Origin of the sequence: Burkholderia sp. AU45388 (assembly GCF_030481585.1) — a bacterium.
Lineage (GTDB): Bacteria > Pseudomonadota > Gammaproteobacteria > Burkholderiales > Burkholderiaceae > Burkholderia > Burkholderia sola.
Genome location: NZ_JAUJPV010000006.1, coordinates 183,540 through 195,680 on the forward strand (window position 1 = coordinate 183,540; position 12,141 = coordinate 195,680).

Consider the following 12,141-nt stretch of genomic DNA (forward strand, 5'->3'; position numbering starts at 1 on the left):
CGTCGCGTCGGCGCCGTCCGCCCTGCGCTGAACCCTGCATCGCGGCGCGCGCGAGCGGCGCTGCATGCGGGTTTCTCCGCCCTGCGCCCTTGTGCGCCCGCACATCGCTTTGTCACGCAATCGGCGCATAATGCCGGACAGACGCAGCAGCCAATGGCCACCCGACGGAGACCGCCATGGAAGCGAAGAACGAGGAAGTCGTCGCACACCTGCTCGCCGATGTCGTCGAATTCGCGCGCGCCCGCCTGCCCGACGCCACGTTCCGGACCGTCGAACCCTTCCTGCGCCATTACTACGATTTCGTCGATGCCGACGATCTGCAGAGCCGCGGCATCGCCGACCTGTACGGCGCCGCGATGGCGCACTGGCAGACCGCCCAGAAATTCGTGCCCGGCAGCGAACGCCTGCGCGTGTACAACCCGATCCTCGAACAGCACGGCTGGCATTCCGACCACACGGTGATCGAGATCGTCAACGACGACATGCCGTTCCTGGTCGACTCGGTGACGATGGCCATCAACCGTCTCGGGCTCGCGCTGCATTCGGCGCTGCATCCGGTGTTCCGCATCTGGCGCGGCGCCGGCGGCGGCATCGAGCGCGTCGACGCGGGCGGCGCGACCTCCGGCGACGGCCATTCGCAACTCGCGTCGTTCATCCATTTCGAAGTCGACCGCTGCGGCGACGCCGCGCTGCTCGACACGCTGCGCGAGGACATCGCGCGCGTGCTCGGCGACGTACGCGCGTCGGTCGAGGACTGGCCGAAGATCGTCGACATCGCCCGCGCGACGATCAAGGAGATGAAGGCGCGCGAATCGACGGCGGAGGACATCGAGGCGCGCGCGTTCCTCGAATGGATGGCCGCCGATCACTTCACGTTCCTCGGCCAGCGCGACTACGCGCTCGTGTCGGACGGCACGGGCTTCGGCCTGCGCGGCATCGAGGGCTCGGGCCTCGGGATTCTGCGCGAATCGCTGCGCACGTCCGGCGCAGCCGACGTGACGCCGTTGCCGCCCGCCGCCGCCGACATCATCACCGGCCAATGGCCGATCTTCGTGACCAAGGCGAATTCGCGCGCGACGGTGCACCGGCCCGGCTACCTCGATTACGTCGGCGTGAAGCTCGTCGGCGCCGACGGCAAGGTCACCGGCGAACGCCGCTTCATCGGGCTCTACACGTCGACCGCCTATTTCGGTTCGTACACCGAGATTCCGATCGTGCGCCGCAAGTGCGCGAACATCGTGCGGCGCGCGGGCTTTTTGCCGAAGGGGCATCTCGGCAAATCGCTCGTGACGGTGCTCGAAACCTATCCGCGCGACGAACTGTTCCAGGCCGACGAAGACCAGCTCTACGACATCGCGCTCGGCATCCTGCGCCTGCAGGAACACCAGCGCACGCGGCTGTTCGTGCGGCGCGACCGGTTCGACCGCTTCGTGTCGTGCCTCGTGTTCGTGCCGCGCGACAAGTACAACACCGACCTGCGCCGCCGCATCGCGAAGCTGCTGGTCGACGCGTACAACGGCGTGAACGTGGAATTCACGCCGCTGCTGTCGGAATCGGCGCTCGCCCGCATTCACTTCGTCGTGCATGCGGAGCCGGGCACGATGCCCGACGTCGACACACGCGAACTCGAAACGCGGCTCGTGCAGGTCACGCGCCGCTGGCAGGACGATCTCGCCGACGCGCTGCTCGACGCATTCGGCGAAGAACAAGGCAACCGTCTGCTGCAGCGCTATGCGGAGTCGTTCCCGGCCGGCTATCGCGACGACTATCCGGCGCGCACGGCCGTGCGCGACATCGAGCTGATCGAGCGCGTGAAGGATTCGGGCCAGCTCGCGATGAACCTGTACCGGCCGATCGAGGCCGAGCCGCGCGCGTTCCGCTTCAAGGTGTATCGCGCGGGCGACCCGATCGCGCTGTCGCGCAGCCTGCCGATGCTCGAACATCTCGGCGTGCGCGTCGACGAGGAGCGGCCGTACCGGATCCAGACGCAGGATGCCACGCATGCGTGGGTACACGATTTCGGCCTCGAGCTCGCCGACGATACCGAATTCGACATCGAGCGCGTGAAGAGCCTGTTCGAGGATGCGTTCGACCGGATCTGGAGCGGCCGGATCGAGAACGACGACTTCAACCGCCTCGTGCTGCGCGCGCACCTCAGCGCACGCGAAGTGACGATCCTGCGCGCGTATGCGAAATATCTGCGGCAGGTCGGCTCGACCTTCAGCGACGCGTATATCGAACGCGCGCTGACCGGCAATCCGGCGATCGCGCGGCAACTCGTCGAACTGTTCGTGCTGCGCTTCGACCCGCGCATCGGCGACACGCGCGACGTGCAGGCCGAACGGCTGCTGAAGGCGATCGAAGGCGCGCTCGACCAGGTGCCGAACCTCGACGAGGATCGCATCCTGCGCCAGTTCCTCGGCGTGATCAACGCGACCGAACGCACGAACTACTTCCTCGCCGACGCGAACGGCGAATCGAAGCCGTACCTGTCGTTCAAGTTCAACCCGGCGAAGGTACCGGGCCTGCCCGAACCGAAGCCGATGTTCGAGATCTGGGTGTATTCGCCGCGGGTCGAGGGCGTGCACCTGCGCGGCGGGCGCGTCGCGCGCGGCGGCCTGCGCTGGTCGGATCGACGCGAGGATTTTCGCACCGAGGTGCTCGGGCTGATGAAGGCGCAGATGGTGAAGAACGTCGTGATCGTGCCGGTCGGCTCGAAAGGCGGCTTCGTCGTGAAGAACCCGCCGCCGCCGAGCGATCGCGAAGCGTGGATGCGCGAAGGCATCGCGTGCTATCAGACGTTCCTGCGCGGGCTGCTCGACCTCACCGACAACCTCGCCGGCAACGCGATCGTGCCGCCGCGCGACGTGGTGCGCCACGACCCCGACGATCCGTATCTCGTCGTCGCCGCCGACAAGGGCACGGCCACCTTCTCCGACTATGCGAACGCGATCTCGCACGAATACGGTTTCTGGCTCGACGACGCGTTCGCGTCCGGCGGCTCGGTCGGCTACGACCACAAGAAGATGGCGATCACCGCGCGCGGCGCGTGGGAATCGGTGAAGCGGCACTTCCGCGAGATGGGCGTCGACACGCAGGCGACCGACTTCACCGTGGTCGGCGTCGGCGACATGTCGGGCGACGTGTTCGGCAACGGGATGCTGCTGTCGCCGCATATCCGGCTCGTCGCCGCGTTCGATCACCGGCACGTGTTCCTCGACCCGAACCCCGACCCGGCAACGAGCTTCGCGGAGCGCCAGCGCATGTTCGCGCTCGAACGCTCGAGCTGGGCCGACTACGATACGTCGGTGATCTCGCCCGGCGGCGGCGTGTATCCGCGCACCGCGAAGACGATCCCGCTGTCCCCTGCCGTGCAGGCCGCGCTCGGCATCGACGCGCACGCGCTGCCGCCGACCGAGCTGATCCGCGCGATCCTGCAGGCGCCGGTCGACCTGCTGTACAACGGCGGCATCGGCACCTACGTGAAGGCCGCGCGCGAAACCCATGCGCAGGTCGGCGACCGCGCGAACGACGCGGTGCGCGTGAACGGCGCGGACCTGCGCTGCAAGGTCGTCGGCGAAGGCGGCAATCTCGGCTGCACGCAGTTCGGCCGCATCGAGTTCGCGCAGCGCGGCGGCCGGATCAACACCGACGCGATCGACAACTCGGCCGGCGTCGATTGTTCGGATCACGAAGTCAACATCAAGATCCTGCTCGGGCTCGTCGTGTCCGACGGCGAGATGACCGAGAAGCAGCGCAACGCGCTGCTCGCCGAGATGACCGACGAAGTCGGGCTGCTCGTGCTGCGCGACAACTACTACCAGACGCAGGCGCTGTCGATCGCCGGCCGCTATGCGGTCGAATTGCTAGACGCCGAGGCGCGCCTGATGCGCTGGCTCGAGCGCGCGGGCCGCCTGAACCGCGTGATCGAATTCCTGCCGACCGACGACGAAGTCGCCGAGCGGCAGGCCGCGAAGCTCGGCCTCACGTCGCCGGAACGCGCGGTCCTGCTCGCGTACAGCAAGATGTGGCTCTACGACGCGCTGCTCGAATCCGACGTGCCGGAGGATCCGCTGGTGGCCGCGATGCTCGTCGACTACTTCCCGAAGCCGCTGCAACAGCGCTTCAGCGAGCCGATGCGCCGCCATCCGCTGCGCCGCGAGATTCTCGCGACGCACCTCACCAACGCGCTCGTGAACCGCGTCGGCTGCGCATTCGTGCACCGGCTGATGGAGGAAACCGACGCGAAGCCCGGCGACATCGTGCGCGCGTGCATCATGGCGCGCGACGTGTTCGACCTCGATGCGGTGTGGCGCGATATCGACGCGCTCGACAACCGCGTCGCCGACGACGTGCAGGCGCGCATGTTCGTCGACGTCGCGCGGCTGCTGGAGCGCGCGGCGCTGTGGTTCCTGCGGCATCTGCAGTCCGGCGCGGTGGCCGACGGCGGTGTCGCCGGATTGATCGCGCGCTGCCGCGACGCGGTGCAGCGCATCGCGCCGCAACTGCCGTCGCTGCTGCCGGCCGACGATCTGGAAGCGCTGTCCGAGCGGCAGCGCGTGCTCGTCGACGCCGGGGTCGACAGCGCGCTCGCGGTACGTGTCGCGAGCGGCGACATCTCGGCCGCGCTGCTCGACATCGCCGAAGTGGCGGCGACCTGCAACCGCAGTCTCGAACTCGTTGCGGGCGTCTATTTCTCGCTCGGCATGCTGCTCAATTACGGATGGATCGGCGAACGCGCGGCGAACCTGCCGACGCCGACGCACTGGGACATGCTCGCGCGCGCCGCCGCGCTCGCGGAAATTGCGCGGCTCAAGCGCACGCTCGCGACGAGCGCGCTCGCGGAATCGCCGGATTCGACCACGCCGGACACGATCGTCGGCGCGTGGCGCGTGCGCCGCGAGGCCGCGCTCGCGCGCTACGAGCACCTGCTCGCGGACCTGCGCGCATCCGGCGGCGCGAGCCTCGCGGTGCTGCTCGTGGTCGTGCGGGAAATGGCCGTGCTCGAACGCGCGTGACGCACGTGACGCGCATGACGAAGGCGACGGGTCAGACTGTCGCGACGAGTAATTCTTCCGCGCGGTTCGGCGGCCGCAGGCCGTCCGTGCGATCGGCGAAATAACGACGCGTCAGCTCGGCGGCCGACACGTGTTCGGCCTGCGCGAAGCCGGCCTCCAGGGCAAGCGCCTGGATCTCGTCCGGCACGAAGAAGCTGATGAACGGCGTGCCGCTCGCGCGCGCGCCCTTCGCGGCCATTTCCAGCCCCGGGCGCACGTCCGGATCCGCATTCTCCAGCGGCCACAGGAACGTCATCGCGAACGTCGAACCTGGCGCGAGCGACGCGACTTCGCGCAACGCGGCCGCATTCGCTTCGCGCGTCAGGTACATGCTGACGCCGGTGGACACCACGACCGCCGGCCGGCCCGCATCGAAGCCCGCGCCGACGAGCGCGTCGCGCCACGACTGCCTTGCCTCGAAATCGACCGGCACGAAACGCAGCCAGTCGGGCACGCCGAAGCCGAGCTCGGCCAGGCGGCGCTGCTTCCAGCGCTGCGGCGCCGGCGGGTCGACTTCGAACACGGTCACGCGCGACGCCATGTCCGGCCGGCGCTGCACGAAGCTGTCGAGCCCCGCGCCGAGGATCACGTACTGGCTCACGCCGCGCGCGGCCTGCTCGATAACGAGATCCTCGATGAAACGCGCCCGCGCGACGATCGACGCGCGAAACGGCCGCGTGAACTGAGGATCCATGTCGCCGCGCTGCTGCCAGCCGGGTGCCGGCGCGAGCAGTTGCAGCCCGATTTCGTCGGCGAGCACATGCGGCGGTGCATCGAGCTCGACGTGCAGCGCGCGCCAGAGCGCGACGCGCGCGGCCGTGCTGTCGGGCGCGTCGTCTTCGCGGGTATCCGTCATGGCGACCTCACGCGTGCTGCTTGCCCGGCGCCTGCAGGCGCCACACCCGGCCGTCCGGATCGCGCACGGTCATGTCGCGCGTGCCCCAGTGGGTGTCCTCGAACGGCGTGACGACCTCGACGATCGGCTGCGGCTGCACCGCCTGCTCGTCGGCCACCTTGATCACGACCTGCATGTCGGGCTTTTCGCTCGGCGGCACTTCGGCGATGAACAGGAACGGGCCGTCGCCGCTGCGCAGCTGGCCCGAGTGGTGATCGGTTTCGAATTCCAGCTTGAAGCCCAGCGCCTGGAAGAACTTCGCCGACTTGCCCCAGTTGTGCGTCGTCAGGTACACGGCTTCGATACGCTCGGATGACATGTCACGCCTCCTTGTTGGACGGTTCCGCGCCGGGCGGCGGCGCGGCCAGATACGCGCGCAATGCGTCGGCCACCAGCGCGGACAGCGATTGCTCCGTTTCGATCGCGCGATGCTTGACCTGCCGGATCAGGCCGAGCGGCAGGTACACGTTGAATTGCTTCACTTCTTCGTCGGTCATGGAGACTAGTATGCTAGCAAACTAGTAAAAGTCAAATGCGGCAATGAAGGAGGCGGCCGACTCGGTCACGGCGGGCCGCCGTCGGGGGTGTCCGTCCGCGTTACCGCGCTGTTCGCGCCGCGAGCCGCGAGCCGCGAGAACAGCGTGTCGAGATCGAATCCCGCCGTGTTGATGCCGATCGTGTCGCGCAGGCACGCGGCCCAGTCGGCGGCATTCTCGAACGTGACCGTGCGCCCGGCCCCCGCCGCGTCGCGCAGCGTCAGCACGGTATTGAGCAGCGCCGCGCGGCCGTCGGGCAGCACGCGGCACGCGATCAGGTCATTCACGAAAATCGATTCGGGATAGGTCGACGTGAACCAGTTCGCCGCGTCGTAATCGATCCATTCGGCCGGCTTCAGCGAGAAGCGGTAGGTCGTGTGCCAGCCGTCGGGAATCTCGAACTGCATGTCGAATTCGCCGTCGACCGGCGCATCGATCACGCGAAACGCGCCGTGCGGCGTCGGTTGCCGCTCGCCCGGCGCGAAGCGCAGCGGCGCGGTCAGCGTCGCGCTGCCGAAGCCGATATCCGCGAGCCACGCCGCGCCGTCGAGGTCGATGCGCAGCAGCATGTGCGTCTGCGCGGTGACGATCTCGGGCGGCCGCATCCAGCGCACGCGCGCGATCAGCGGCGTCACGTTGAAACCGATCGTCGTGAGCGCGGTATAGAACAGCTTGTTGAGTTCGAAGCAGTAGCCGCCGCGGTGGCGTTCGATCACCTTGTCGACGATCGCGGGCAGGTCGAGCGCGACACCCGCGCCGGTCAGCGGATTGAGGTTTTCGAACGGAATCGCCTGCGGGTGCAGCAGATGCAGCCGGCGCAACACGTCGAGCGTCGGCTCGGCCGGGCCGTCGTAGCCGATGCGGGAGAAATAGCGCGAGAGGTCGAACGAGTCAGTCATGAACCGGCACCGATAAAAGGGACCCGTCACGATAGCATCGCGCGAAATCCCCATGTTGTGCGGGACGATCGTCCGGAGCCGGCGTGCGCGATGCCGGCCACGCATCGCACCCGCCGTCGCGCTACGTCACGGCAGCAGCTTCAGCGCGGACGACGCGACCGACGGCACCGAAATGCCCTGGCTCGTCGCGAACTGCACGGCCTGGCTGAGCGTCGCGGCAAGCGACTGCAACTGGCCCGGCGCGCTTTGCGCGATATACGTCGCGGCCTGCATGTTCTGCGGATTCAGGCCCGACTGCAGCAGCGACGCCGCGCTCGTCGAACCGAGATTGCCGAGCCCCGACTGCAGTTGCGAATACTGCGTGAGCCCCTGCCCGAGCGAGGCGAGGCCGTTGCTGAACGCCTGCTTGTCGATCGGGCCGTGCGTGGCGCCGCCGCTCGCGAACGCCTGGCCGAGCGCCTGCGACACCGATTGCTGCGCGCCGCCCATCTGCGACAGCGTGGCGGGCGACAGCACATCGCCGCCGGACAACTGGCTCGCGGCCTGCCGCGCCTGCCCGGCCGCCCCCGTCAGCCCCATCGCCGATGCGAGCGACGACTGGCCGTTCAGCACCTGCTGGTTCGCACCGACATAGGCCTGCAGCAACTGCGCGACACCGCCCTGCGCCGGCGCCGCCTGCTGTTGGCCGCCGCCGAGCAACGACGCGCCGATCGACTGCAGGTCGAGCTGTGCATGTGCGGCGCCGCTCACCAGGATGCCGAACGCGATGCCTGCCGAGGCCAGATACCGGCCCGTCGCGCGAATGTGCTTCATGTGTTTCCCTCGTGCCCGAATGGTCGAGGCGATATTGTCGAAGCGCGTCGCGCGGCGCCGCAACGACTGAAACACATCGAAACGAAATCGCCGCGCGCCGCCGCTTGCAATTCCGGGACCAACGAACGTCGTCGCGCCGATTCGTCCGCGTTTGCGGTGCGATGTCGCGCGCGTGCCGGCATTCTTTCTCCGGTTGCGTCAATGGACGCTGGCTCCGGTGTGCGCAGGCGGCGCGACGAAACACCGTCAGAGGCGCGTGTCGCGTCGGGCGATGCAAAGCAAAACCGGCAACGCGTCGCCGGCGCTTCGTCACCGCGCCGCTACGGCCCGCGTGCCGGCAGCGCCGTTACGCTGCCATCCACGCCGGCAACCGCTCGCCGACCCAATCGGCCGCCTGCTCATAACCGCGCGCAAGCTGCAGCACGGCGAGATCGGCGCGCGGACGCCCGATCAGCTGCATCCCCATCGGCAACCCCGCGTCGTTGAAGCCGACCGGCACGTTCATCACCGGGCAGCCGGCCAGCGTCCACGGTACGACCGTTTCCATCCAGCGGTGGTAGGTATCCATCGCGCGGCCCGCGATCTCCTTCGGCCAGCGCTGGTCGACGTCGAACGGGAACACCTGCGCGGTCGGCGCCGCGATGAAGTCGTAACGGTCGAAGAAGCTCAGCACCGCCTGATGCCACGCGGTCCGTTCGACGCTCGCGTCGAACACCGCCGCGCCCGGCATCGCGAGCAGGCCTTCGACCTCGTAGATCGCCTCGGGCTTCAGCAGCGCGCGGCGCGCCGGGTCGCGATAGTGCGCGAGCAGCCCGCCGCCCGACAGCAAGTGCCGGTGCGTGAGCCACAGACGCCAGATCCGGTCGGGCGCGAAGGCCGGCAGCGCCGCATCGACGTCGCAGCCGATCTCGCGCAGCGTCGCCAGCCCGCGCTCGCACTGCGCGAGCACGCCGGCCTCGGTCGCGAGATAGCCGTTCCAGTCGCCGACCCACGCGATGCGCTTGGCGCGCAGGTTCGCGTCGAGCGGCTGCGCGAACACGGCCGGATCTTCCGCGAGCGACAGCGGATCGTTGCGGTCGTAGCCGGCCTGGATCGCGAGCAGTTGCGCGACGTCGCCGACGGTGCGGCCCATCGGCCCTTCGATGCCGAGCTGCTGCATGAACACGTCGACGCCCGGCCAGCGCGGCACGCGGCCCTGCGACGGACGGAAGCCGTAGATATTGCAGAACGCCGCCGGATTGCGCAGCGACCCGCCGAAATCGCTGCCGTCCGCCACCGGCAGCATCCGCGACGCGAGCGCCGCCGCCGTGCCGCCGCTGCTGCCGCCCGCGCTCTTCGTCGGGTCGTACGGGTTGCGCGTCGCGCCGTAGACCTCATTGAACGTGTGCGAACCGAGCCCGAACTCCGGCGTATTCGTCTTGCCGATGAAGATCGCGCCGGCCGCGCGCATGCGCGCGACACCGACGGAATCGGCCTGCGGCACGTTCTCACGGAAGATCGGCGAGCCGTAGGTCGTGCGCAGCCCCTTCGTCATCGCCAGATCCTTCGGTGCCTGCGGGATCCCGTGCAGCCAGCCGCGATAGCCGCCGCGCGCCAGCTCCGCATCCTTTTCCGCGGCTTCCGCCAGCAGCGCATCGCGGTCGCGCAGCGCGACGATCGCGTTGATCGCGCCGTTCACGCGCTCGATATGGTCGAGATACGCACGCATCGTCTCGACGCACGAAACCGCCTTGCTGCGGATCGCCGACGCAAGCTCACCGGCCGACAGGCGCACGATCGGATCGACGGAAATGGAAGCGGGAGCGAGAAACTGCGGGGCGCCGTGCGGCATGCGAGGTCTCCTGGGAAGCGGTATCGGGTGGCGCGCCGCCCGGCGGCGGCCGCCGCTCTACTCTACGCGACGCGATCCGGACAACCTCCGATATTTCGCGGCGCAATTCATTGCGGATTCGACTGAATCGCGATGCCGCTGGCGACCGGGGGGGCCGGCGCCGCCGCTCCCTGCCGTTTATGCGCATAAACTTAAATTTCTTATATTTTTAATCGGTGCGTCACGGGACCGCGCGCGTTAACGACATTTTTATGCAGCCAACCGATCTCTTTAGATCGCTTCGTCCGGCCGCCCGCTACGCTGGAAGCACTTCGTTTCCGGGTTCATCGTCCATGCTCAAGCTGCTGGTTCCGGTCGGCCATTCGCCCCGCTCGCTTCAGGCGGTTCGTCACGCGGCATTCCTGTATCGCGAGCGCTGCGCGTCGGAGGTCGTGCTGATCAATGTGCAGGCGCCGCTGGAATCGACGCGGCTCGAGGCCTATCACCCGCTGTCGCGGCTGCGCGCGATCGAGACGCAATTCGCGACCGACGATCTCGCGATGGCCGAGCGGATCCTGCGCGATGCGGACGTGAAATTCAGCGTCGTGATGAAGGTCGGCCCGGTGGCCGATACGATCGCGGCCGCAGCGGCCGAGGCCGGCTGCGACGAGATCGTCGTGGCCGCGCCGAGACGCGATCCGCTGCACGCGCTGATGTCGGTGTTTCGGCGCAGCGTGATGGCCCGGCTGGTGCAAATTTCGAACGTGCCGGTGACGGCGGTGCAATGACGGAAAAGCGCGTCACGCGTGCGCATCGTGCGCACGCGGTCACGCGGCGCTCATTTGATGACCTTGCGCCAGAACACGAAATAGGCGGCCGCCGAGGAAGCCAGCAGCAGGATCGCCCACATCGGGGCAAGGCTGATCAGGACGGAAGAGACGTTCAACATTTGGATTCCTCACTATTTCGACAGCGATATTCAACACCTGCGTGCTTGCCGGACCTGACGCGTTGACCTTGCATCGCGCTCCGTCAAATCATGCATGCATGCTATCGCCTTGAACGGCCGCGCGACCGCCGCCGCCCGCTCGTACCCTGACATTCGTCAAACTACCGCGCATTGCCCGCCCGCCGGGCAGCGGCGACGGAAAAACAGGACAGGATCGCCCTGCCGCCACCGCTTTCAGCAGACGTTTACCGGGGGAAGCCCCAAGTGCTTCGTCGAACGTGTCCGCGTTACGCTTGAGCAACGAGGAGACGAACCATGAGACGAGCCGTCCATATCGCTGTTTTTGCCCTGTTGGCCTATCTCATCGGCGATCGCGCGATCCTGCACGCACAGGGCCGCGACGCCAGCCCGCTCGCGTGCGAGCAGGGCGCCGCGCAGGTGAAGGCCGACGCGCTCGGTCGCGGCTTCGGCGAAGCCGCCGCCGGCAGCCAGAGCGAGGCCTTCATGTCGGGCTGCCTGGTGACGGGACGCAGCAGTCAGGACGTTGCGATGGCGGCCCGCTGACGCGTATCATCCCGGCGGCAAGCCGGCTGCGCCCGACGCGGCAAGCGCGGGCGCCGGTTCGCGCTGTCTGCCGCACTTTCCCGATCGATGTTTCGACGGACGTCACCGTCCCTCTCCCTCCTTTACGCCCAAAATGACTGATCCGAACACCGCGTTGATCCAGCGCTTCTACACGGCCTTCCAGCAGCGCGACATCGACGCGATGCTCGCGTGCTATGCCGACGACATCGTGTTCAGCGATCCCGCATTCGGCGAGCTGCGCGGCGAACTGGCGCGCGACATGTGGCGGATGCTGGTCGCGCGGGCGCAGGAGTTCTCGCTGACGTTCGGCGAAGTCGCCGCGGACGACCAGGCCGGCCGCGCGACATGGCGCGCGCAATACCGGTTCGCCGCGACCGGACGGATGGTGGTCAATCGGATCGATGCGCGCTTCCGGTTTCGCGACGGACGCATCGTCGAGCATCGCGACCATTTCGACCTGTGGCGCTGGGCACGTCAGGCGCTCGGGATGAAAGGCGCGTTGCTCGGCTGGACGCCGTTCATGCAGCGCGCGATCCGCGCGCAGGCACGGAAAAATCTCGACGCGTATCGCGCCAAACGGAAATAAATGAACCGCGC

Annotated in this window: 10 protein-coding genes; 4 read left to right on the top strand and 6 right to left on the bottom strand. The window is 68.1% G+C overall.

What is annotated here, in order from left to right:
* Positions 1–176: 176 nt before the first annotated feature.
* Positions 177–5,018 (top strand): NAD-glutamate dehydrogenase, encoded by a 4,842-nt coding sequence (locus QZM72_RS14040; protein ID WP_301738413.1) that lies wholly within the window; start codon positions 177–179, stop codon positions 5,016–5,018.
* Between the two features lie 31 nt (positions 5,019–5,049).
* Here the strand turns inward: QZM72_RS14040 and QZM72_RS14045 are convergent, their stop codons facing one another.
* The 6 genes from QZM72_RS14045 to QZM72_RS14070 all read right to left on the bottom strand — a co-directional run bounded on the left by QZM72_RS14045 (position 5,050) and on the right by QZM72_RS14070 (position 10,031).
* A complete protein-coding gene (locus tag QZM72_RS14045; RefSeq protein WP_301738414.1) occupies positions 5,050–5,913 on the bottom strand; it encodes a class I SAM-dependent methyltransferase in 864 nt (287 codons plus the stop codon).
* A 7-nt stretch (positions 5,914–5,920) separates the two neighbouring features.
* Entirely contained in the window at positions 5,921–6,271 is a 351-nt protein-coding gene (locus QZM72_RS14050; RefSeq protein ID WP_301738416.1) for a glyoxalase/bleomycin resistance/extradiol dioxygenase family protein, read from the bottom strand.
* Position 6,272: 1 nt separating this feature from the next.
* Positions 6,273–6,449 (bottom strand): ribbon-helix-helix protein, CopG family, encoded by a 177-nt coding sequence (locus tag QZM72_RS14055; protein ID WP_089470091.1) that lies wholly within the window; start codon positions 6,447–6,449, stop codon positions 6,273–6,275.
* A gap of 65 nt (positions 6,450–6,514) precedes the next feature.
* Positions 6,515–7,387 carry an arylamine N-acetyltransferase gene (locus tag QZM72_RS14060; protein WP_301738417.1) on the bottom strand — a complete coding sequence of 291 codons (873 nt, stop codon included), beginning with the start codon at positions 7,385–7,387 and terminating at the stop codon, positions 6,515–6,517.
* Positions 7,388–7,513: 126 nt separating this feature from the next.
* On the bottom strand, positions 7,514–8,200 hold the full coding sequence (locus QZM72_RS14065) for a hypothetical protein (protein ID WP_089470093.1): 687 nt from the start codon (positions 8,198–8,200) through the stop codon (positions 7,514–7,516).
* Positions 8,201–8,546: 346 nt separating this feature from the next.
* Positions 8,547–10,031, bottom strand: a complete 1,485-nt coding sequence (locus QZM72_RS14070; RefSeq protein WP_089470094.1) for an amidase — start codon at positions 10,029–10,031, stop codon at positions 8,547–8,549.
* A gap of 332 nt (positions 10,032–10,363) precedes the next feature.
* Here QZM72_RS14070 and QZM72_RS14075 point away from each other — a divergent pair, with 332 nt between their 5' ends.
* From QZM72_RS14075 to QZM72_RS14085, 3 genes are all read left to right on the top strand, one after another.
* Positions 10,364–10,798 (top strand): universal stress protein, encoded by a 435-nt coding sequence (locus QZM72_RS14075; protein WP_301738446.1) that lies wholly within the window; start codon positions 10,364–10,366, stop codon positions 10,796–10,798.
* Positions 10,799–11,274: 476 nt separating this feature from the next.
* A complete protein-coding gene (locus QZM72_RS14080; protein WP_059584900.1) occupies positions 11,275–11,523 on the top strand; it encodes a hypothetical protein in 249 nt (82 codons plus the stop codon).
* A 133-nt stretch (positions 11,524–11,656) separates the two neighbouring features.
* Complete coding sequence (locus tag QZM72_RS14085; RefSeq protein ID WP_089470096.1) at positions 11,657–12,130, top strand: nuclear transport factor 2 family protein; 474 nt, start codon at positions 11,657–11,659, stop codon at positions 12,128–12,130.
* The last annotated feature ends 11 nt before the right edge of the window (positions 12,131–12,141 follow it).

What these genes read in the sequence shown, in the direction of transcription:
- QZM72_RS14045 (WP_301738414.1), bottom strand. Translation starts at nt 5,913, where the DNA reads ATGACGGATACCCGCGAAGACGACGCGCCCGACAGCACGGCCGCGCGC.
- QZM72_RS14050 (WP_301738416.1), bottom strand. Translation starts at nt 6,271, where the DNA reads ATGTCATCCGAGCGTATCGAAGCCGTGTACCTGACGACGCACAACTGG.
- QZM72_RS14080 (WP_059584900.1), top strand. Translation starts at nt 11,275, where the DNA reads ATGAGACGAGCCGTCCATATCGCTGTTTTTGCCCTGTTGGCCTATCTC.
- QZM72_RS14040 (WP_301738413.1), top strand. Translation starts at nt 177, where the DNA reads ATGGAAGCGAAGAACGAGGAAGTCGTCGCACACCTGCTCGCCGATGTC.
- QZM72_RS14055 (WP_089470091.1), bottom strand. Translation starts at nt 6,449, where the DNA reads ATGACCGACGAAGAAGTGAAGCAATTCAACGTGTACCTGCCGCTCGGC.
- QZM72_RS14060 (WP_301738417.1), bottom strand. Translation starts at nt 7,387, where the DNA reads ATGACTGACTCGTTCGACCTCTCGCGCTATTTCTCCCGCATCGGCTAC.
- QZM72_RS14070 (WP_089470094.1), bottom strand. Translation starts at nt 10,031, where the DNA reads ATGCCGCACGGCGCCCCGCAGTTTCTCGCTCCCGCTTCCATTTCCGTC.
- QZM72_RS14075 (WP_301738446.1), top strand. Translation starts at nt 10,364, where the DNA reads ATGCTCAAGCTGCTGGTTCCGGTCGGCCATTCGCCCCGCTCGCTTCAG.
- QZM72_RS14085 (WP_089470096.1), top strand. Translation starts at nt 11,657, where the DNA reads ATGACTGATCCGAACACCGCGTTGATCCAGCGCTTCTACACGGCCTTC.
- QZM72_RS14065 (WP_089470093.1), bottom strand. Translation starts at nt 8,200, where the DNA reads ATGAAGCACATTCGCGCGACGGGCCGGTATCTGGCCTCGGCAGGCATC.